The organism is Tardiphaga robiniae (assembly GCF_001618955.1).
Lineage (GTDB): Bacteria > Pseudomonadota > Alphaproteobacteria > Rhizobiales > Xanthobacteraceae > Tardiphaga > Tardiphaga robiniae_A.
The window spans coordinates 133,819-154,878 of sequence record NZ_LVYV01000001.1 but is presented as its reverse complement, the minus strand read 5'-3'; the positions used below and the strand labels follow the sequence as shown (position 1 = coordinate 154,878).

Sequence of the window (21,060 nt, the reverse complement as noted above, 5' to 3'; positions counted from 1 at the left end):
GTATCGCCCGCTCATATGAGCCGATGACGTTTCTCGTTCAGGATCTCACGCCAAGCTTCGCGTGCCCGTCGGATTGCCGCCGGGCCGCGCCAAAAATGACAACCGCTTAGCATTTGACCATTTCACGCGACGCCGGACTCTGTCCGGCGAAGGACAACCCGACTCATTTTCCTGCCACTTTATTCCCAGGGACCGTCATGGCCTTCATTCAGAATCTGCGCATCGGCACCAAGCTCGCGATTGCGTCCGTGCTCGGCATCATTCTCGTGGGCTTGATGATCTTTATGCAGTCGACCGGGAGCGCAGTGGTGCGCCAAGCCTATCAGACATCCGGCGTCTATCAGGGGATTGCGCTGAACGCTGCTGAGGCGAAAGCCTCGTTCCGTGGGATGCAGATCGGCGTGCGGGATTTCCTCGGCGCGACGAAGGTGGCGGACGTCCAGAAGGCTGCTGATTATTTCACGGCGCGTACTGCCGCTGGTCTTAAATTCTCAGCTCAGATGCTCAAGCTTGCGACCGCATCGGACGAGCGCGAGCGTATCGGCAAATTCCTCGACATGATGACGACCCTCGGTAAGGGCGGCGACAAGATCGGTGTAATCCGCGCAGATATCTTGAATCTGCAGGCGACGCGCAACGAAGCTGGCGAATTGTCTGCGGATGCCTCCGCGCGCATCACCACACTGGGCGCGGAAATCGTGAAGCTCCGCACCGACGTGCTGCTACCCATGAGTGTAGAACTCGACAAGCTGGCCGATACGATCGTCAATCTGGCTAAGGAGAAGGTCGAGCAGCAGACGAACGCTGCGGCGAACGAGGCCGCTGCGACCGAGCGAGAATCGCTGATTCTTGGTGGTGTGGTCGCCCTGATGCTGATCGGGACCTGCGTGTTCTCGGTGTTCACCATCGGGCGTCCGATGCGCGCGCTGAGCCGTTCGATGGAAGAACTCGCCGAGGGTGATTTCGGCGTGGTGTTGCAGGGCCTGGGCCGCAAGGACGAGATCGGCGACGTCGCTGGCGCCGTGGAGAAGTTCAAGGTCAAGGCACAGGAGCGCGCCCGCGCCGAAGCCGACGCTCAAAAGCAGCAGGAGCAGATCGCCGCCGAGCAGCGCAAGCGCGAGATGATCAAGCTGGCGAACGATTTTGAGAGCGCGGTCGGCGAGATCGTCGAAACAGTATCGTCGGCATCGACCGAGCTCGAAGCGTCGGCTGGCACGCTGACGTCGTCTGCCGAGCGTTCGCAGCATTTGACCACCATGGTGGCGGCCGCTTCGGAAGAGGCCTCGACGAACGTACAATCCGTGGCATCGGCGACCGAGGAAATGGCGTCATCGGTCAACGAGATCAGCCGCCAGGTTCAGGAATCTGCGCGCATCGCCAGCGAGGCCGTGCAGCAGGCCCAGAAGACCAACGACCGTGTCGGCGAGCTATCCAAGGCGGCCAGCCGTATCGGCGACGTGGTCGAGCTGATCAACAGCATCGCGGGGCAGACCAACCTTCTGGCGCTCAACGCGACCATCGAAGCCGCCCGCGCCGGTGAAGCCGGCCGTGGCTTCGCCGTGGTGGCGGCCGAGGTAAAGACGCTCGCGGAACAGACCGCCAAGGCGACCGGCGAGATCAGCACGCAGATAGGCAGCATCCAGTCCGCCACGGACGAATCGGTCAGTGCCATCCGCGAGATCGGCGTCACCATCGGCCGGATGTCGGAAATTTCGTCCACGATTGCTTCGGCCGTCGAAGAGCAGGGCGCCGCCACCCAGGAGATTTCCCGCAACGTGCAGCAAGCCGCGCATGGCACCCAGCAGGTCTCGTCCAACATTACGGATGTGCAGCGCGGCGCCAGCGAGACCGGGTCGGCCTCGTCGCAGGTTCTCTCGGCAGCACAGTCGCTGTCGTCGGACGGCGCGCGGCTAAAGGTCGAAGTCGCGCGGTTCCTCGACTCTGTTCGCGCGGCCTAGGCGATGCGGGATCAGAACTGATCATTCTATCGAGCGATAACAGGACGTCCAGCCATGCTCTCGAACATCTCTATCAAAGCCAAGATCACCATCGTTATCGCTTTTCTGTTAATCGCGATGACGGGGATGGGGGCGCTTGCTGTCAGCAAGATGCAGACGATTAACGCCAATGCGTCGGACATCCAGAAGAACTGGCTTCCAAGCGTCCGTGTTCTCGGCGGGCTGCGGGCGACGACCATCGATTATCGCAATCTGGTGCGCGCACACATCCTCGCAGCCAATGCTGACCAGATGCAGAAGACCGAGGCTGGTATCGACACCATCGTCAAGCGGGCCGCCGATGAGCGGACTGCCTATGACAGGTTGATATCGAGCCCCGAAGAGCGCGCAATCTTCAACGACTGGAGCAAGGAGTGGGACAACTACGTATCACGCAGCCAGGAAATCTTTGTGCTCGATCGCAAGAATCTCGGCAAAGGCAGTCAGGAAGCCCATGAGCTTAATCTGAATGTGATCAACCCGCTGGGATCAAAGGCCGACTTCATCCTGCGCAAGGCCATTGAATTCAACGACAAGGGCGCGGCGGCATCGGGACAGAAGGCCGATGACAGCTATGGTTCGGCGCTGATGACGGTCATCGCGATCATTGCAGCGACCGCGGTCATCGGCATCGGTGTCGGTATTTATCTGGTCAAGGACGTATCGTCGGGTATCGCTTCGATCGTGCAGCCGATGCAGGCGCTGAGCACCGGCGATCTCACGGCGCATGTGGCGCATCAGGGCGAAAAGACCGAGATCGGCGCGATGGCCGACACGCTTCAGGTGTTCAAGCAGGCGCTGATCGACAAGCGCGCGGCAGATGAAGCTGCCTCTGCCGACGCCGAAGCCAAGATCGAGCGCGGCCGCCGCGTTGACAACATCACCCGCGAATTCGAATCGATGATCGGCGAGATCGTGGAGACCGTATCGTCGGCATCGACCGAACTCGAAGCCTCCGCAAGCACGCTGACCGCGACGGCCGAACGTTCCCAGGACCTGGCTACCACAGTGGCGGCAGCGTCCGAAGAAGCCTCCACCAACGTCCAGTCGGTGGCATCGGCCACTGAAGAAATGGCCTCGTCGGTCAACGAGATCAGCCGACAGGTGCAGGAATCGGCGAGCATCGCCCATCAGGCGGTCGATCAGGCGCGCCGCACCAACGATCGAGTCAGCGAACTCGCCAGCGCTGCGTCGCGCATCGGGGACGTCGTCGAGCTCATCAACAATATCGCCGGCCAGACCAATCTGCTGGCGCTCAACGCAACCATCGAGGCGGCACGTGCCGGCGAGGCGGGTCGGGGCTTCGCGGTCGTGGCTTCCGAAGTGAAGGCCCTCGCTGAGCAGACTGCCAAGGCGACCGGCGAGATCTCGACGCAGATTTCCGGTATCCAGGCGGCGACGCAGGAGTCGGTCGGCGCCATCAAGGAGATCGGCGACACCATCGGCCGCATGTCCGAGATTGCCTCGACCATCGCATCGGCGGTGGAAGAGCAGGGCGCCGCGACGCAAGAGATTTCGCGTAACGTCCAGCAGGCGGCACAGGGTACCATGCAGGTCTCGTCGAACATCACCGACGTGCAGCGCGGAGCATCCGAGACTGGCTCTGCGTCGTCACAAGTGCTTTCGGCCGCGCGTTCACTGTCATCGGACAGCACACGTCTCAAGAACGAAGTGGGCAAGTTCCTGAACTCAGTGCGCGCTGCCTAACGGGCTTTAACATAAGTGTACAACGTAAAAGCCGGCGCGTGAGCGTCGGCTTTCTTGCGTGATAGTGTTGTTATGCGCGTGCGCTACGTTCGCTCAAGAAGCCATGCACAAGAAGCAGTCATGATGCACCGCTCCTTAACTTTATCCGGACAATCTCGATCACGAGATCGTTGATCGCTGAGAGCTATCGACGCTCGGCCGGCAGCTCCAATGCATGCCGCGCCTTCAAACCCAGAAAATGCCATTCGTGCAGTTGCGCGCCAACGGTCGAAAACCGAGGGACCATCACCTATGTTTGCCAGCCTGTCCATCCGCACCAAGATCACTCTTGTCGTCTCGTTCCTGCTGCTCGCCATGGCTGCAATGGGCGCGCTGGCCATCAAGCAGATGTACACCATCAACGGTGCGACATCCGACATCGTCACGAGTTGGCTGCCGAGCGTGCGCGCTCTGGGTGAAGTCCGCGCTGCAACGATCAGCTATCGTTCGGTGGTTCGTGGACATCTGCTTGCGACCGATGCCGCAGATACGAAGGTCCAGGACGACACGCTGGTGCGTTACGCCGAGATGCTCGACAAGGCGCGCAAGAGCTATGAGCCGATGATTTCGTCGCCCGAGGAGCGCGCGATGTACAACGAATTCAGCAAACTCTGGAGCGAATATATCGTCGCATTGCAGCCGGTTCTTGCGTTGTCGCGCAAGAACGCTCGTGATGAAGCGCGAGATATGAACGTGAAGGTCAACCAGATTGGCTTCAAGGCGGACGAAGCCCTGCAGAAGGATGTCGAGCTCAACAACAAGGGAGCTTTGACGGCCGGAGAACTGGCGACGGACAGCTTTGGGGGCGCCATCAAGATGGTGATCGGTTCGCTCTTGCTTGCGGTTGTTGTCGGCGTCGGTGCGGCTATCCTGCTGGTGCGCGATGTCTCCGCCGGTATCACGTCGATCGTGCTGCCGATGCAGGCGCTTGGCACAGGAGATCTGACAGCAAATGTTCCGCATCAGGGCGAGAAGACCGAAATCGGTACGATGGCGGATTCGCTTCAGGTGTTCAAACAGGCGCTGATCGACAAGCGCGCGGCGGATGAAGCCGCAGCGGCCGATGCCGAAGCCAAGATCGAGCGCGGCCGCCGCGTCGACAGCATCACCCGTAACTTCGAATCGATGATCGGTGAGATCGTCGAGACGGTGTCGTCGGCATCGACCGAGCTGGAAGCTTCGGCAGGGACGCTGACCGCCACGGCGGAGCGTTCGCAGGAACTGACGACGACCGTCGCCGCTGCCTCGGAAGAAGCCTCGACCAACGTTCAGTCGGTAGCATCGGCGACCGAGGAGATGGCCTCGTCGGTCAACGAGATCAGCCGTCAGGTTCAGGAGTCGGCTGCGATCGCAGGGCAGGCGGTGGATCAGGCGCGTAAGACGAATGATCGCGTCGGCGAGCTTGCCAGCGCTGCATCGCGCATCGGCGATGTGGTCGAGCTGATCAATAACATCGCAGGCCAGACAAACCTGTTGGCGCTCAATGCCACCATCGAGGCAGCACGGGCCGGCGAAGCCGGTCGCGGTTTCGCAGTCGTGGCCTCTGAAGTGAAGGCACTCGCTGAGCAGACTGCCAAGGCGACTGGCGAGATCTCGACGCAGATCTCCGGTATCCAGGCGGCGACGCAGGAATCGGTTGGCGCTATCAAGGAGATCGGCGACACCATCGGCCGCATGTCCGAGATTGCCTCGACCATCGCATCGGCGGTGGAAGAGCAGGGCGCCGCGACGCAGGAGATTTCGCGTAATGTCCAGCAGGCGGCGCAGGGCACGATGCAGGTCTCATCGAACATCGTCGATGTGCAGCGTGGTGCAACAGAGACTGGATCTGCCTCGACTCAGGTTCTCGCTGCGGCGCAATCACTGTCCTCGGACAGCACGCGACTGAAGGATGAAGTCAGCAAGTTCCTGAACGCGGTGCGGGCAGCGTAATATTCGCGCTCTCCCCGCATACGGGAGAGCGTCGAGACCGCTACTTCACATTCGACATGACCAGTCCCGCGACGTCCATATAGGTGCGCACCAGCGGGGCGACGAAACGATGCGCTGATGTCTTTGACACCAGCGTGTCGTGCAGGATCAGGTGGTCGATGCCGGTATTGATGAAACACGCCATGGCGTCGCGGGGAGTCTCGACGATCGGCTCGCCCTTCACGTTGAACGAGGTGTTGAGCAGCACCGGCACGCCGGTGAGCGCATCGAATTCCTTCAGCAGCCGATAGAGCACAGGATTGGTGTCTTCTGTGACGGTCTGGATGCGCGCCGTTCCATCGATGTGCACGATGGCCGGAATCTTCTCGCGCCATTCGGGGCGCACCGGGGCGGCGATCAGCATGAACGGCGAATCCTGATCGCTTTCGAAAATCTCTCTGGCGCGCTCGGCGAGCACAATCGGCGCGAATGGCCGGAATGGCTGACGGTGCTTCACGCGTGAATTGAGGATGTCCTTCATCTCCGGCCGGCGCGGATCGGCGATGATGCTGCGATTGCCGAGCGCACGCGGGCCGTATTCCGAGCGACCCTGAAACCAGCCGATCACTTTCTGGTCGGCGAGCAGCCTGGCCGTATCGCGGCAGATATTGTCGCTGCGTACCGCACTGGTCTGCGCCTTGACCAGCGTGCGCTGGGTAGCCGCCGTGATGTCGCGATCGGTATAGTTCCTGCCGGTGTAGGAATGCGTCATCACATATGAGCGCGGCTGCTTTTGCACTTCGAGCAGGCCGTAATAGGCGCAGCCGATCGCGATGCCGTTGTCGCCGGCAGCGGGCTGGATCCAGACATTTTCGAAGCCGGCTTCGCGGGCGATGCGACCATTGGCAACGCAGTTCAGCGCGACGCCGCCGGCAATGCAGAGGTTCTTCGCGCCGGTCGTCTCGCGCAACCAGCGTGCGCGGGCCAGCAGCACCTTCTCGGTGTCGTCCTGGACGCGCCAGGCGAGATCTTCCCAGTGCCGCATCGAGGGATGGGTGTCCCATTTGCCGTCGCTGTCGGCGACATAGGGCTGGCCATATTCGGGGGTCCAGCGCGGCACGCTGAGCACGTTGTCGGTGATGTCCATCAGCGGTTTGACCTGGTCGCGGCGGCCGTAGGGCGCTAGCCCCATCAGTTCGCCGCATTTGTTCCAGTCGCCGAACACATAGGTCGAGGCCCGGCTGTAGAGCGCCCCAAGGCCCGGCATATTGTAAAATTCGTCGCTGAGAAAGCCGCGATCCGGCTCCATCCAGACCTTCTTCAGGCAATCAAGCTGCGTGCCCTTGAACGTGTAATAGCTCTCGGATTCCCTGGCGAGCTTCGAGCCTGGCTCGTCACCGGGATAGGCCTCCATCGCATCGGAGCGATAGCTGCCGACGCCGTCGACGATCATGATCGCCCCCTCTTCGAAGGGGCAGACGGCAAACGCGCTATAGGCGTGCGCCAGATGATGCGAGATCGTTTTGACCTTGCCGGTGCGGGAGCGGAACAGCGGATGGACGCTGGCGTCCTGCCGTTCATATTCGGGCAGGAAGCCCGGCATGTCCTGATAGATCAGGCGGTCTTCCATTTCCGGAACCGGCAGGATGTAGCAATTGCTCACCACCAGTTCGACATCATCCAGCGTGATACCTTCGGCATCGAGGACGTAGTCGACCACTTCCTTGTAAAATCCGGTCGCGTGCTTGTCGCGGGTAATCCGCTCCTTCTCGATCGCATAGGCCAGCGCGCCGTCACGCAGCAGGCAGGCGCTGACGTCGTGATCGTAGGTGTTGAGACCGAGGATGTAGCCGGGGTTGGGCATGAATCAGCTTCTGACAATTCGCGGGAAGGGACGGACGATGGGATCGAGCTGCTGACGCAGGCGCGGTGGGTGGGACGGACCGCATATTCGCAGGTGCGAGGTGCAGCGATCAGCATAGTGCGAGGCAATATGAAGAGAAGATGAACGGCAGGAGGTCAAAAGCGAGGTGACGGGTGAAGGTGCGTATTCGTTCGCAGTGACAGCGCTGCCGGCAACTTGACCGGCGTTCGAGCTTGACCCTATTCTGATGCTGTTGATACGTGCACGCCTTGTGATGGCCATATTACTATTCTGGTTTCAGCACGCGTGTGAATCAAGAATTGCTCACTGAACAATTCGAGGTCGGAAGCATTCTAAAGCCGTGCTTCCGCAGAATGGAGATCCCAAGAATGGCTCAAACCAAAACGACGCGCCACAATATCGTGACTCGCTGCCTGGCAGCGATGGCGCTTGTGTCTGTCTACTGTGTCGGCCTGATTGGCGCGTCCACGGTGTTGCTCACCACGAGCAGCACCTCGGCCGAGGCCCGTGGCGGTGGTCGCGGCGGCGGTCGTGGCTGGGGCGGCGGCCGTGGACGTGGCGGCGGGTTCTACCGTGGCGGCGGTCGTGGCTATGGTCGCGGCTATGGCTTCTACGGTGGGCCGCGCTTCGTGGCGCCGGGCTGCTATTTCAGCCGTCGCTGGGGCCGGGTGGTTTGCCCGTACTGAGTTGTTTGGCGCTGCGGCGCCGAGCGATGAGATCAAGAGGCGCTCCGGGCAACCGGGGTGCCTTTTGCCTTTCAGGGGGCCTTTTGCTTTTCAAGAAAGCGTGTGTCGAAAGCCGCTGTCTTTTTGCATAATGCTGAGGTCGCTTTTTAGCGGGCATCTTGTGTTTTGCGCTCAGAGTTCCAATGTCGGGACGGCAGGCCGGCGTTCCCGCGCATGGCAATTCAGTCCTCCCACTCCGGAATTTGCATGAGCACCTTGTTTTCCCCTTTCAAGCTGCGCGACCTCACGCTGCCGAACCGCATCGTCATTGCGCCGATGTGCCAGTATTCTGCCGAAGATGGCCGGGCCACCGAGTGGCACATGATCCATCTCGGCAATATGGCCCTGTCGGGCGCCGCCATGCTGGTGATCGAAGCGACTGCCGTGGAAGCCATCGGCCGCATCACACCCGGCGATCTCGGCCTCTATAACGACGCGACCGAAGCCGCGTTGAAGCCGGTGCTGGCGGCGATCCGCAAGCATTCGAACATTGCCGTTGCCATGCAGATCGCCCATGCAGGCCGCAAGGCGTCGAGCCACGCCCCATGGGATGGCGGCCAGCAGGTCCCGCTCGACAAGGGCGGCTGGGTCGCCCAGGCACCCTCGGCCATTCCGCAGAAACCTGGCGAACTGGCGCCGCAGGAGATCGACGTTGCCGGCCTCAAGCGCATCCGCGATGCCTTCGTGGCCACAGCGAAGCGCGCCAAGCGGCTCGGCATCGATGCGCTCGAAATCCACGGTGCACATGGCTATCTGCTGCACGAGTTTCTTTCACCGATCTCCAACCAGCGCACCGACAATTACGGTGGTTCGCTGGAGAACCGGATCCGGTTTCCACTCGAAGTGTTCGACGCGGTACGCGCGGCTTTTCCCGCGCACAAGCCTGTGGGCGTCCGCGTATCGGCCTCGGACTGGGTCGAGGGCGGCTGGGATATCGAGCAGACCATCGTCTTCGCCAATGAGTTGAAGAAGCGCGGCGTCGACTGGATGGATGTGTCGTCCGGCGGTGTCTCGCCGCAGCAGAAGATCACGCTCGGGCCGGGTTATCAGGTGCCGTTCGCCGAAGCTGTGAAAGCGGCGACGGGACTGCCGACGATTGCGGTGGGGTTGATCACCGACGCGCAGCAGGCTGAAGACATCGTGGCCTCCGGCAAGGCCGATCTGGTCGCCATCGCGCGTGGCATTCTCTACGATCCGCGCTGGCCGTGGCACGCGGCGGCACATCTCGGCGGCCAGGTGCAGGCGCCGCCGCAATACTGGCGCTCGCAGCCATCGACGCAGAAAGCGCTGTTCGGCGAAACGACTTTCGGCGGCCGCTGAGCCACTTCAAGACGCCTCAGATCAATACGTCTCAGATTCAACACCCACACATCGTCCCGCGAGCCGGGAGCGGTGTGTGGGTGTTTGCACTGCAGCACGCCGATCGAAGTCCGTCCTTATGCCCGCCTCGCGAATGGCAGCCCTGCGGCAGCATCGTGTTTACATGACAGAATGTCGCACCTACACAGCGCAAAATTCTGCGCCGTAAAATAACCGTGGCATCTGGCGCTGCCCGCCTATCGAGAGGAGCCCGCCATGGGCCGCCATTTCTTATGGCTTCTGCTGATCCCCTTCGTCGGCCTGCTCTGGGTCCCGTTCTACAACTTTCACGATCCGGTGCTGTTCGGCTTTCCGTTCTTCTACTGGTACCAGCTCGCCTGGGTGCCGGCGACCGCCTTTCTGACCTGGCTCGCTTACCGGACTTACCCCAATGAAGACTGAGCTCGATATTCCCGCCGTTGCGGTGTTTCTGTTTTTCTTCGCGCTCGTCACCGTGATGGGCTTCGTCGCCTCGAAGTGGCGCCGCCCGAAAACGCTGGCCAGTCTCGACGAATGGGGCCTTGTTGGCCGCCAGTTCGGCACCTGGATCACCTGGTTTCTGGTCGGCGGCGATTTCTATACCGCCTATACGGTGATTGCCGTGCCGGCACTGGTCTATTCGGTGGGTGCCTATGGCTTCTTCGCGCTGCCTTATACGATCTTGGTCTATCCCATCGTGTTCATGGTGATGCCGAGGCTGTGGCAGGTCGCCAAGGACAACGGTCATGTCACTGCCGCCGACGTTGTGCATGGCCGCTATGGTTCGCGCATGCTGGAAGCAGCAGTCGCCATCACCGGTGTCGTCGCCACCATGCCCTATATCGCGCTGCAGCTGATCGGCATGGCCACCGCGGTGAAGGCGCTCGGCTTCGAAGGTGAACTTCCGCTGATCGCGGCGTTCGTCGTGCTCGCGCTTTATACCTATTCGTCGGGTCTGCGCGCGCCGGCGCTGATCGCCTTCGTCAAGGACATCATGATCTACATCGCCGTTATCGCGGCGATCTCGGTCATCCCCGGCAAACTGGGGGGCTATGCCAATGTGTTCAATGCGGCAGACGAGGCGTTCAAGGCCAAGGGCTCCGGCAGCATCCTGCTGCAGCCCAGCCAGTATGTCGCTTACGCCACACTGGCACTTGGTTCGGCGCTCGCGGCCTTCATGTATCCGCACACGCTGACCGGCATCTTCGCCAGCAAAAGCGCCACGACGATCCGCAAGAATGCGGTGCTGTTGCCGGCCTATACGCTGATGCTCGGCCTGCTGGCGCTGCTCGGCTATATGGGTCACGCTGCCAAGTTGAAGCTTGCCAGCAACAATGACGTGGTGCCGGCGCTGTTCCAGACGCTGTTTCCGAGTTGGTTCGCTGGCTTCGCTTTTGCGGCGATCGCCATCGGCGCGCTGGTCCCTGCGGCCGTGATGAGCATCGGTGCTGCCAATCTCTTCACCCGTAATTTCTGGAAGGCCTATGTTAACCCGCAAGTCGATACGGCGGGCGAAGCCGCGGTGGCCAAGATCGCGTCGCTGGTGGTGAAGGTCGGTGCGCTGCTGGTGATCATCTATCTGCCGACGCAGTTCGCGCTCGACCTGCAGCTTCTCGGAGGCTTGTGGATTCTGCAGACGCTGCCGGCCTTGATCTTCGGCCTGTTCACCCGCTGGTTCACCGCGCCGGCATTGCTGGCCGGATGGGTGGTCGGCCTGTTCGGCGGCACATATCTGGCCTGGACGGACGGCCTCAAGCCGCTGCACTTGCTGTCGATCGGCAGCTTCCAGGCGACGGTCTATGTCGGCCTGATCGCGCTCGTCGTTAATATCGCGGTCGCAATGCTGGTCAATCTCGTGGTGCCGAAGCCGGTGGCAACGGCCGAGGCGGTGAGCACTTAAAGGCCTCCCCGTAAAGCCCGCGCGCGCATTGTTTCCGGCGCGCGCTGGCTTTATTGTCCGCGCGAACGCCCGCCACCCTGTGCGGGACCGCCGGATGGAGCTTGCCTGAGTGACTGAATCGATGCGCATCGGCACGCGCAAAAGCACCATGGCGCTGGCCCAGACCGAAGAGATCGCGCGCCGGCTGGCGGTGGTCGCGCCGGAACTGGCCGTCGAGATCGTGAAATTCGAGCCGGTCGGCGACCGCGACCAGACCAGCAATCTCCTGAAGCATGGCGGCAAGGGCGGCGCTTTCGTCGGCGAAATTCGCGCGGCCGTGCTCAAGGGAGCGCTGCATGCGGCGATGCATTCACTGAAGGACATGCCCGGCAATGAAGACACGCCGGGTCTCGTGATCGGCGCCACGCTGGTGCGCGATCCGCCGACCGATGCGCTGGTGCTGCGCGAAGGCGTCAGCCTCGACGACCTCAAGCGCACGCATGGCAAGGGCTTCAAGATCGGCACCAATGCCGTACGCCGTGCCGCCTATATCCGCCGGCTGTTTCCCGAGATCGAGGTGATCCACTTCCGTGGCGCTGCCGACACGCGCGTGCGCAAACTCGACAATGGCGAGATGCAGCGGCTGCCTGACGGCGGCGAGGTCGGTCCCGCCGACGCGCTGATCATGGCGCGCTCGGGTCTCGAGCGTGTTGGATTGGCGAGCCGCATCGCACGTGATTTCACGCCGCAGGAAATGTTGCCGGCCGTGGGGCAGGGCATCGTCGCTGTCGAATGCGCGGCGCATGATTGGGCCTCGCGGCGTCATCTGTCACTGATCGACGACCCTGCGGCACATCTGTCCTGCGATGCCGAGCGCGAGGTGCTTTGGGTGCTGAACGGCCACTGCAATTCGCCGATCGCCGGCTATTCGGTGATCTCGGGTGGTGAGATGTCACTGACCGCATCGGTGCTGGATGAAGCCGGCGGGCAATTCATCGAGGTGACGCGCATAGGGCCAGCGGATCGTCCGCGCGAGCTGGGGCGCGCTGTCGGGCTGGAGCTGCTGGACAAGGGCGCCGGTGCGCTGATCGAGGCCAATCGGCCAGCGGAGTAGTCAACCGCGAACCTATTCACGTCATGGCCGGGCTTGTCCCGGGCATCCATCTTTTGATGTACGACAGTGAAGTTGGATGGCCGGGTCAGGCCCGGCCATGACGGAGTGTGTGGCAACTACCCCTCCGCCATCCCCACCGACCACAGTGCAAACGCATAGACGATCGCGATCTCATCCAGCCGGTTGAAACGCCCGGACGCGCCGCCGTGGCCGGCGCCCATGTTGGTGCGTAACAGCACCGGGCCTCCACCCGTCATCGTCGCGCGCAGCCGTGCGATCCATTTCGCCGGCTCCCAATAGGTGACGCGGGGATCGGTGAGGCCGCCCATGGCCAGGATCTTCGGATAGTCCTTGGCCACCACCTGATCGTAAGGCGAGTAGGACAGGATCGTCTTGAAATCGTCGGCGCTCTCGATCGGGTTGCCCCATTCGGGCCATTCGGGCGGCGTCAACGGCAGGGTGTCGTCGAGCATGGTGTTGAGCACATCGACGAACGGTACTTCGGCGACAATGCCCGAGAACAGCTCGCCGGAGCGATTGGCGACGGCGCCCATCAGCATGCCACCGGCGCTGCCGCCATGGCCCACAATCTTTTTCTCGGACGTATATTTCGCGCCGATCAATGCGCGTGCAGCTGCGGCGAAATCGTCGAACGAGTTCGTCTTCTTGTCGCGCTTGCCGTCGAGATACCAGCCCCAGCCCTTGTCGGCGCCGCCGCGGATATGCGCGATGGCATAGACGAAGCCGCGATCGACCAGCGACAGCCGATTGGCGGAGAACGACGCCGGCATTGCCATGCCGTAGGAACCATAGCCATAGAGCAGCAGCGGAGCCTGGCCGTCATGCTTGAGGTCTTTGCGATGCAGGATCGACACCGGCACCTCGGCGCCGTCATGCGCTCTGGCCATGATGCGCGTGGTGACATAGTCGGCGGGATTGTGGCCCGACGGAATCTCCTGGCGCTTGCGCAACGTCCGTTCGCGCGTTGCCATGTCGTAGTCATAGACTTCCGACGGCGTCGTCATCGACGAATAGGCAAACCTCAGCGTGGTCGTGTCGAATTCGTAGCCACCCATGGTGTCGAGCGAATAGGCGGCTTCGTCGAAGGCGATGGCGTGTTCGTCTTTGGTGGTGAAATCCCGAATCACAATCGACGGCAGCGCATTGGCGCGCTCCAGACGGACGAGATGGCCGGCAGTGAGATCCATGTCGAGGACATAGATGCCTTCACGATAGGCGATCAGGTCCTTCCAGTTGGCGCGCGCGGGCGACGCCAGCGGTGCGGTGACGATCTTGAAGTCGATGGCGCCATCGGCATTGGTCAGGATGAACAGCTCGTCGCCGCGATCGGCCAGCGAATATTGCACGCCGTCTTCGCGCTTCGCCACGAGGCGCGGCGGCGCATCAGGCGTGGCCAGATCAATCAACTGCTGTTCGGAGGTCTCATGATCGCCGCCGGCGATGACGCAAAAGCGGCCGCTGGCGCTTTCATGGATATGGGTGAACCAGCCGGAATCCTGCTCCTCGAAGATGAGCCTGTCATCTGCCTGCCTGGTGCCGAGCCTGTGCAGCCAGACCTGCATCGGGCGATGGTTGTCGTCGAGCTTCACATAGAAGAAAGCCTTGCAGTCAAGTGTCCACACCACGCCGCCATCGGTCTCCTCGACCACGTCGTCGAGATCGTTGCCGGTGGCCCAGTCACGCACGCGGATGGTGAAATATTCCGAGCCCTTGACGTCGGCGCTCCAGGCTTCCAGCGCGTGGTCGGGGGAATGGCGGGCGCCGCCGAACTTGAAATATTTGTGGTTGGCCGCGAGCTTGTCGCCGTCGAGAATGATGGTGGCCTCGCCGCCATTCCGCGGCATGCGGCCGAACAATTCGTGCTGGCCGCCCTCGCGGAATTTCCGCAAATAAGCATAGGGGCCATCCGGCGACGGGACGCTGGAATCGTCCTCCTTGATGCGGCCGCGCATTTCCGCGACCAGCCTTGCCTGCAGCGCCGACGTGCCGCCGAGCAGGCTGTCGGTATAGGCGTTCTCGGCGTTGAGATAGGTGCGGATCTCCGGCTCCAGCACGCTGGGGTCGCGCAACACCTCCTGCCATTTGGCATCCTTCAGCCAGGCATAGTCATCGGCCACGGTGATGCCGTGGGTCGTGAAGGAATGCGGATGACGCGGCGCAACCGGCGCGGGTATGGAGGATGTCTGCTTTGTCATGAACGCTCTTTTCGCGGAAGCCTGATCGGATATGATTGCGTCACACGCGCGCATCGGCGCCTGCCCCGCATATTGGATATTCCATGGATATAGAGATTATCGACCGCCTTGCCATCCGCGATCTCATTGAAAACTGGGTGGTCTGGCGCGACGCCGGCGACTGGGATCGCTTTCGCACCGTCTGGTTTGACGATGGCCGCATGGTGGCCACCTGGACCCAGGGCACGGCTGACGAGTTCATCGCCATGAGCAAGGCCGGCTGGGCCAAGGGCGTCTCGATCATGCATTTCCTCGGCGCGCAGTCGATCGATCTCGCAGGCACCCGCGCAATTTCGCAGACCAAGATGACCATTGCCCAGCGCGCGCTGGTGCACGGCGTCAATGTCGACGTGATGCTCACCGGACGGTTCTACGACTTTCTCGAAAAGCGCGACGGCAAATGGGGCATGGTGCTACGTCAGCCGATCTACGAGAAGGATCGCATGGATCCGGTGGTGCCGGGCGCGCCTCTGAAGCTCGATGCGGATTTGCTCGCGAGCTTCCCTGAGGGCTATCGCCATCTCGCTTATCTGCAGAGCCAGATTGGCTATCAGATCAAGCCTGATATGCCCGGCCTGCGGGGCGCGGCAGTCGAAGCGCTGTATGCCAGCGGGAAGAAATGGCTGAACGGCGAAAAGCTGGACAGGTAGCTTCTCCCTCCCTCAAGCGCAGCGAAGCTGCGCGCAGCGGGGAGGGTGGCGCGCTTGCGAGCGCAGCGAGAAAGCGTGACGGGCGGGGTGCCACATACACAACTGAGTGTGGGGGCACCCCCACCCGACCGGCCTTCGGCCGGCCACCCTCCCCACAAGGGGGAGGGAAAGGCCGCCGGCTTCGGAATTCAACTAAACAAAGAAGAAACGGAAGGAAACACATGCCCGACTTCATCACCCTCGATGCACTGGTCCGTAACACCGCCGCGTCCAAGCCGACCAAGATCGCCGTGATCGACGCTGATCGCCAGATCGACTACGCCGCGTTCGACGCACTGATCGACCGTATCGCCGCGTCATTGCAAGCCAGTGGCCTCAAGCCGCGCGACGCGATCTCCATCTGTGCGCTATCGTCGATCGAATATGCTGCGGTCTTCCTCGGCGCGCTGCGCGCCGGTGTGGCGGTCGCTCCGCTGGCGCCGTCATCGACACCCGCGGATTTCGCCGCAATGGTGAAGGATGCAGCGGCAAAAATCCTGTTCATGGATGACGCGACGGTGGCCTCCTTTGCGGATGCAGCGATCGATCCGTCGGTCCAGCGCGTCGCGCTCGACGGCGGAAAGGCCGGCAAGCCGTTTGCGCAATGGCTAGCGCTGGAAGGTGCGAAGCCAGCGCCGGTGACGATCGATCCGGAGTGGGTCTTCAATATCATCTATTCCTCGGGCACGACCGGTACGCCGAAGGGCATCATCCACACCTGCTGGATGCGCTGGCGGCAATATGGCCAGCTCGATCCGCTCGGCTACGGGCCGGATGCGGTCACCGTGCTGTCGACGCCGCTCTATTCCAACACCACGCTGGTCTGTTTCAATCCGACACTCGCCGGTGGCGGCACCCTGGTGCTGATGAAGAAGTTTGATGCGCGAGGCTTTCTTGAACTGAGCGCGAAGCATCGTGCGACCCACGCGATGCTGGTGCCGGTGCAGTATCGCCGCATCATGGCCGTTGAAGATTTCGACAGTTTCGATCTCAGGTCTTTCGTGATGAAGTTCTCGACCTCGGCACCATTCGGCGGCGCGCTGAAGGCAGATGTGTTGAAACGCTGGCCAGGCGGGCTGACCGAATATTACGGGATGACTGAGGGCGGCGGCACCTGCGTGTTGCTTGCGCATGAACACCCGACCAAGCTGCACACGGTCGGCCAGCCGGCACCGGATCACGACATTCGCCTGATCGACGAAGATGGCAATTTCCTAACTCAGGGCGAAATCGGCGAAGTCGTCGGGCATTCGCCTGTCATCATGCAGGGCTATCTCAACCAGCCCGGCAAGACCGCGGAGACGTTCTGGCACGATGCCTCCGGCAAACGCTATGTGCGGACTGGCGATGTCGGGCGCTTTGACGAAGACGGCTTTCTGGAGCTGATGGACCGTAAGAAGGACATGATCATTTCCGGCGGTTTCAACATCTATCCGAGTGATCTCGAAGCCGTGCTGACGAAACACGACGACGTGCTTGAAGCCGCTGTCGTGGCCATGCCGTCGGAAGAGTGGGGTGAGACACCGGTCGCCTTCGTGGTGATGAAGGCGGGTGCCTCAGTCGATGCGCCGGGGCTGAAGGTTTGGACGAATGAGCGTGTCGGCAAGTTCCAGCGACTCAACGATGTCGTGCTGGTCGATGTGTTGCCGCGCAGCGCCATCGGCAAGGTGCTGAAGCGCGAGCTCAGGGATCGTAAGTTAGCGGCGGATTTGTCGGCTTAGCGCTTCTTTCTTTCCCTCTCCCCCTTATGGGAGAGGGTGGCGCGGACGAAGTCTGTGCCGGGAGAGGGGCGCGGCGTACTCAGGCCCTCTCCCGTCTCGAACCCGCTCCGCGTGTTCGATCCACCCTCTCCCACTGCGCGCAGCTCCGCTGCGCTGGGGGAGAGGGGAAGTAAGAGGCTGCCTCAATAATGCGGCGGCGGTTCATTCCGCGGCGCACCGCTGTTGCTTTCGGCTTCCTGCAGCCGCTCGCCGAGCGTGGCGACCTGCCGCGTCAGCATGTCGATCTGTTTCCACTGGGCGGTGATCGTCGCATTCAGCGTCTCGATCGTATCGTCCTGATAGGCGACGCGAGTTTCGAGTGCGTCGATACGTTCGCGCAAGCCTGTCAGGTCTTTTGCGGTCTCACTCATCGGATGCGCTCTCCCGCAGCATCGCAAAATCTTCCGAATTGATCGGCAGGTCAGGCTTGATCGACTGGCTTTCGACGAGGCCATGACCGAGCGCGACGCGCTGGTCGAACACGAAGCATTCGCCGCGCCAGCGGCTCTCGGCCTCAGGGATCTCCTCGAGATATTTCAGGATGCCACCCTTGAGGTGATAAACGTCAGCGAAGCCGCGCGACAACAGATACGAACTCGCTTTCTCGCAGCGGATTCCGCCGGTGCAGAACATTGCGATTTTCGTATGCTTGGTTGGATCGAGCGTGCGCGCGACGAAATCCTTGAACTGGCCGAAGCTTGCGATCTCCGGATCGACCGCGCCCTCGAACGTGCCCATCGCGACTTCGAACGTATTGCGCGTATCGAGCACCAGCGTGTTCTCGTCCGCGATCAGATCGTTCCAGTCGGCAGCATCCACATAGGTACCAACCGTCTTGGTCGGATCGGTCTCGGGATCGCCGAGGGTGACGATCTCCTTCTTCAGCCGCACCTTCATGTGCAGGAACGGCATCAGGCTGGCGCGGGAGAATTTCAGCTCGAGATGGTTCAGCCGATCGCTGAACATCACACCGGTCTCGAGTTCGCGCACCAGCGCATCGATGGCAGCGTCGGTGCCGGCAATGGTGCCGTTGATGCCTTCCTCGGCCAGCAGGATCGAGCCTTTGATGCCGAGATTGGCGCAATAGGCGCGCAGCGGCTCGCGCAATTGCCGGAAATCCGGCAGCGCGGCGAATTGATAGAGGGCGGCGACCTTGAACATGGCGGGGGGTTTACCAGCCGGACCAGCAAGGGGGAAGTCCGGGAACTGGCCGAAATATCGTTGCCATCAGGGCTTTGGGCCGGATGCTCCCCTGCACAGGTATTGACCTATGTCATTCCGGGCGGGTTGGCGTAACGCGCTGACGGACAGCAAAAAAGCCGGCCCCTCTTGGGACCGGCTTCTTTTGCAGCGTCACCTGCGACCGGCGGGGAGTCAAAACTCCGCCGGCTAAAATTAACTAAAGCTTGCGTTGCGCGAAGTCTGACGCCTTGTCGACAGCGTCCTTGGCTGCCTGTTTGGCATCGCCCACGGCCTTCTGCGCATGGCCCTTGCCTTCCTGGATCAGGCCTTCGCCCTGCAGGCGCTCCGACCCGACGGCTTCACCGACGCCCTGCTTGGCCTTGCCGATGGCTTCGTTTGCGGTTCCCTTGATCTTGTCTGCGGTGGCACCCATGGGATACTCCTGTCATGCTGCAGACGCAGTTCCGAGACCATTCTCGATACGCGCTGCTTGAGCTTCGCAGAGACAATTGCCAGCTCAATTGAATGTTCCTCACTCCCGGGGACGTGACGCCGCACGATGGGGCATCATTTCCGCGGAACCTAAGAAGGCATTGAAATGTCCGGTCACGGCCACGATCACACTCATCCGCATGATCATTCACACGACCACGATCATGACCCGGATCGCTGGAAGCATGACGGCATTCGCGTCATTCCGGCCGACAACCTCGATACCAACGTGCCATCGACCAAAGGCATGGACCGTGCGGCGGCTATCAATTTCGCGCGCGTCGGAGCGCAGAAACTTTGGGCCGGCACCGTGTCGATCCAGCCGGATGCCAAGACCGGTGCGCATCATCACGGCCATCTCGAAAGCGTCATCTATGTGGTGAAGGGCAAGGCTCGGATGCGCTGGGGCGATCGCCTGCAGTTTACCGCGGAGGCCGGTCCTGGCGATTTCATCTTCGTTCCGCCTTACGTGCCGCATCAGGAAATCAATGCGAGTGCCGACGAAGTGCTGGAATGCGTGCTGGTGCGCAGCGACGGCGAGGCGGTCGCCATCAATATCGACATCGAGCCGGTTGAGAAGCCGGAGACCGTGCTCTGGGTCGATCCCACGCATCCCGATGGCGCGGTGAAGAAGTAAGCATCAAGCTGAGGCCCTCGCCTGAGATTGGGCGAGGGCTTTTTGCTATTTGATCTCGGGCAGTCCCGGCGAGAACGCCAGCGCGCTCTCGATCCACTTCGCAACACGCAGTGTGTGCAAGTCGTTCAGATAGGGGCCGACCACCTGCAGGCCGAGTGGCAGATGGTTCTTGCCGAACCCGGCCGGCAGCGACAGCGCGGGCACGCCGATCAGGGTCCATGGCGCGCAATATTCGGCATCGCCGGTATAGCTCAGCCCTTCCGGTGCTTCGCCATAGGCCGGCAGCGTCAGCACCGCATCGTAATTCGTCATCTGCGCGGTGAAGTCCGTGCGCAGCTTCATCTGCAACGCCTTGGCCTTGAGATAGGCTGCCGCGCTGATGGCACTGCCGGTCTCTACCAGCTTCTTCAGGTGATCGCTGGTCTTGTCAGGATAGCGCGCGACGAGATCGCCGAAGATCACCGCGCCTTCGGCGGCCAGAATGATGTTGATCGCATCCCAGTTGCTGCGATCCAGTTCGGGCAGTTCAAGTTCTTCGATTATCGCGCCGGCGCCGCGCAGCCGCGCGACGGAGGCTTCGAACACCTGCTGCTGCTCGCTCTCCGCCTTGGCGAATTTGGCAAAGCGCACCACGGCGAGACGCGGTGACGGCAGCGGTAACACGCCGCGCTCGACGGAGATTTCGAAACCCGGCACCGGCGCGCCATGCAGGTCGCTGTCGCTGGTGCCTGCGATCAGCGACAGGGCATAGGCGACGTCATCGACCTTGCGCGCGAAGAAGCCGATGTGGTCGAGCGACTGGCTGAGGTGGTGCGCGCCGCTGCGGGGGATAGCGCCGAAGCTCGGCTTGAAGCCGACGACGCCGTTGAAGGCAGCGGGACGGATGATGGAGCCCAGCGTCTGCGTGCCCAGCGCCAGGGGCACGATGCCGGCGGCGACCGAGGCGGCCGAGCCCGAAGACGAGCCGCCCGGTGTGTGCTTGCTGTTCCATGGATTGGTGGTCGGGCCGGGATGGCGCCAGGCGAATTCGGTGGAGACGGTCTTTCCGAAGATGGTGGCGCCGAGATTGCGCAACCGTTCGACCACCCAGGCATCGGCCGATGGAACGTGATCGGCATAGACGGCCGAGCCGTTGGTTGTCGGCATGTCGGTGGTGGCGATGATGTCCTTTATGGCGACGGGAATGCCGGAGAGCGGCCCCGGTTTGCGCACAGTGTCGGTGGGGAGGACCTCAAAAGCCTTCAGTATGGGCTCGGCAGCCTTGGCCTGTGCGAGCCGCTCTGATGCGTAATGGTCCGCTGCAGAGGTGTTGCCCTTGAAGAGGCGGAGCAGGTCCAGAACCCCCGCGCCAGATGTTGCGGTGCGCGCGGTTGCATTCGTCATGTGGTGTCGTCCTGAACGTTTCTTCTGAGATCAAGAGAGGCGCGCAGCCGCTAGGCCGCGCGCCTTC

The 21,060-nt window shown here is 62.0% G+C and carries 17 protein-coding genes; 11 read left to right on the top strand and 6 right to left on the bottom strand.

What is annotated here, in order from left to right; genetic code table 11:
* Nucleotides 1-197 precede the first annotated feature (197 nt).
* From A4A58_RS00755 to A4A58_RS00745, 3 genes are all read left to right on the top strand, one after another.
* Complete coding sequence (locus tag A4A58_RS00755) at nt 198-1,958, top strand: methyl-accepting chemotaxis protein (RefSeq protein ID WP_068728913.1); 1,761 nt, start codon at nt 198-200, stop codon at nt 1,956-1,958.
* Nucleotides 1,959-2,012: 54 nt separating this feature from the next.
* The gene (locus tag A4A58_RS00750; RefSeq protein ID WP_068728912.1) at nt 2,013-3,704 is read left to right on the top strand and encodes a methyl-accepting chemotaxis protein; all 1,692 of its coding nucleotides are present in this window, start codon (nt 2,013-2,015) and stop codon (nt 3,702-3,704) included.
* A 291-nt stretch (nt 3,705-3,995) separates the two neighbouring features.
* Nucleotides 3,996-5,675: a methyl-accepting chemotaxis protein gene (locus tag A4A58_RS00745; RefSeq protein ID WP_068728910.1), complete on the top strand. Its 1,680-nt coding sequence runs from the start codon at nt 3,996-3,998 to the stop codon at nt 5,673-5,675.
* Between the two features lie 40 nt (nt 5,676-5,715).
* Here A4A58_RS00745 and A4A58_RS00740 read toward each other — a convergent pair whose 3' ends face one another.
* Complete coding sequence (locus A4A58_RS00740) at nt 5,716-7,518, bottom strand: carbamoyltransferase family protein (protein ID WP_068728908.1); 1,803 nt, start codon at nt 7,516-7,518, stop codon at nt 5,716-5,718.
* Nucleotides 7,519-7,907: 389 nt separating this feature from the next.
* Here A4A58_RS00740 and A4A58_RS00735 point away from each other — a divergent pair, with 389 nt between their 5' ends.
* From A4A58_RS00735 to hemC, 5 genes are all read left to right on the top strand, one after another.
* A complete protein-coding gene (locus A4A58_RS00735; RefSeq protein WP_068728906.1) occupies nt 7,908-8,225 on the top strand; it encodes a hypothetical protein in 318 nt (105 codons plus the stop codon).
* Nucleotides 8,226-8,471: 246 nt separating this feature from the next.
* On the top strand, nt 8,472-9,584 hold the full coding sequence (locus A4A58_RS00730) for an NADH:flavin oxidoreductase/NADH oxidase (RefSeq protein ID WP_068728904.1): 1,113 nt from the start codon (nt 8,472-8,474) through the stop codon (nt 9,582-9,584).
* 255 nt (nt 9,585-9,839) lie between these two features.
* The gene (locus A4A58_RS00725; RefSeq protein ID WP_068728902.1) at nt 9,840-10,025 is read left to right on the top strand and encodes a DUF3311 domain-containing protein; all 186 of its coding nucleotides are present in this window, start codon (nt 9,840-9,842) and stop codon (nt 10,023-10,025) included.
* On the top strand, nt 10,015-11,502 hold the full coding sequence (mctP, locus tag A4A58_RS00720) for a monocarboxylate uptake permease MctP (RefSeq protein ID WP_068728900.1): 1,488 nt from the start codon (nt 10,015-10,017) through the stop codon (nt 11,500-11,502). Before A4A58_RS00725 ends, mctP begins: the two co-directional genes overlap by 11 nt.
* 109 nt (nt 11,503-11,611) lie before the next feature.
* On the top strand, nt 11,612-12,595 hold the full coding sequence (hemC, locus tag A4A58_RS00715; RefSeq protein ID WP_192855872.1) for a hydroxymethylbilane synthase: 984 nt from the start codon (nt 11,612-11,614) through the stop codon (nt 12,593-12,595).
* 116 nt (nt 12,596-12,711) lie between these two features.
* Here hemC and A4A58_RS00710 read toward each other — a convergent pair whose 3' ends face one another.
* Complete coding sequence (locus A4A58_RS00710) at nt 12,712-14,811, bottom strand: S9 family peptidase (RefSeq protein ID WP_068728898.1); 2,100 nt, start codon at nt 14,809-14,811, stop codon at nt 12,712-12,714.
* A gap of 83 nt (nt 14,812-14,894) precedes the next feature.
* Here A4A58_RS00710 and A4A58_RS00705 point away from each other — a divergent pair, with 83 nt between their 5' ends.
* Both A4A58_RS00705 and A4A58_RS00700 read left to right on the top strand, forming a co-directional pair.
* The gene (locus tag A4A58_RS00705; RefSeq protein ID WP_068728895.1) at nt 14,895-15,500 is read left to right on the top strand and encodes a nuclear transport factor 2 family protein; all 606 of its coding nucleotides are present in this window, start codon (nt 14,895-14,897) and stop codon (nt 15,498-15,500) included.
* Between the two features lie 221 nt (nt 15,501-15,721).
* On the top strand, nt 15,722-17,260 hold the full coding sequence (locus A4A58_RS00700) for a class I adenylate-forming enzyme family protein (RefSeq protein ID WP_068728894.1): 1,539 nt from the start codon (nt 15,722-15,724) through the stop codon (nt 17,258-17,260).
* Between the two features lie 182 nt (nt 17,261-17,442).
* Here the strand turns inward: A4A58_RS00700 and A4A58_RS00695 are convergent, their stop codons facing one another.
* The 3 genes from A4A58_RS00695 to A4A58_RS00685 all read right to left on the bottom strand — a co-directional run bounded on the left by A4A58_RS00695 (nt 17,443) and on the right by A4A58_RS00685 (nt 18,914).
* Nucleotides 17,443-17,670, bottom strand: coding sequence for a SlyX family protein (locus A4A58_RS00695; protein ID WP_068728893.1), 228 nt, complete (start codon nt 17,668-17,670; stop codon nt 17,443-17,445).
* Nucleotides 17,663-18,460, bottom strand: a complete 798-nt coding sequence (locus tag A4A58_RS00690; protein WP_081421645.1) for a rhodanese-related sulfurtransferase — start codon at nt 18,458-18,460, stop codon at nt 17,663-17,665. The genes A4A58_RS00695 and A4A58_RS00690 overlap by 8 nt, the downstream gene beginning before the upstream one ends.
* Nucleotides 18,461-18,698: 238 nt before the next feature.
* The gene (locus A4A58_RS00685; RefSeq protein WP_068728891.1) at nt 18,699-18,914 is read right to left on the bottom strand and encodes a CsbD family protein; all 216 of its coding nucleotides are present in this window, start codon (nt 18,912-18,914) and stop codon (nt 18,699-18,701) included.
* Nucleotides 18,915-19,079: 165 nt separating this feature from the next.
* Between A4A58_RS00685 and A4A58_RS00680 the strand changes: the two genes are divergently transcribed.
* Entirely contained in the window at nt 19,080-19,610 is a 531-nt protein-coding gene (locus A4A58_RS00680) for a cupin domain-containing protein (RefSeq protein ID WP_068728890.1), read from the top strand.
* A gap of 45 nt (nt 19,611-19,655) precedes the next feature.
* On the opposite strand, the gene A4A58_RS00675 is transcribed toward A4A58_RS00680, so the two are convergent.
* On the bottom strand, nt 19,656-20,993 hold the full coding sequence (locus A4A58_RS00675) for an amidase (protein WP_068728889.1): 1,338 nt from the start codon (nt 20,991-20,993) through the stop codon (nt 19,656-19,658).
* Between the last annotated feature and the right edge of the window lie 67 nt (nt 20,994-21,060).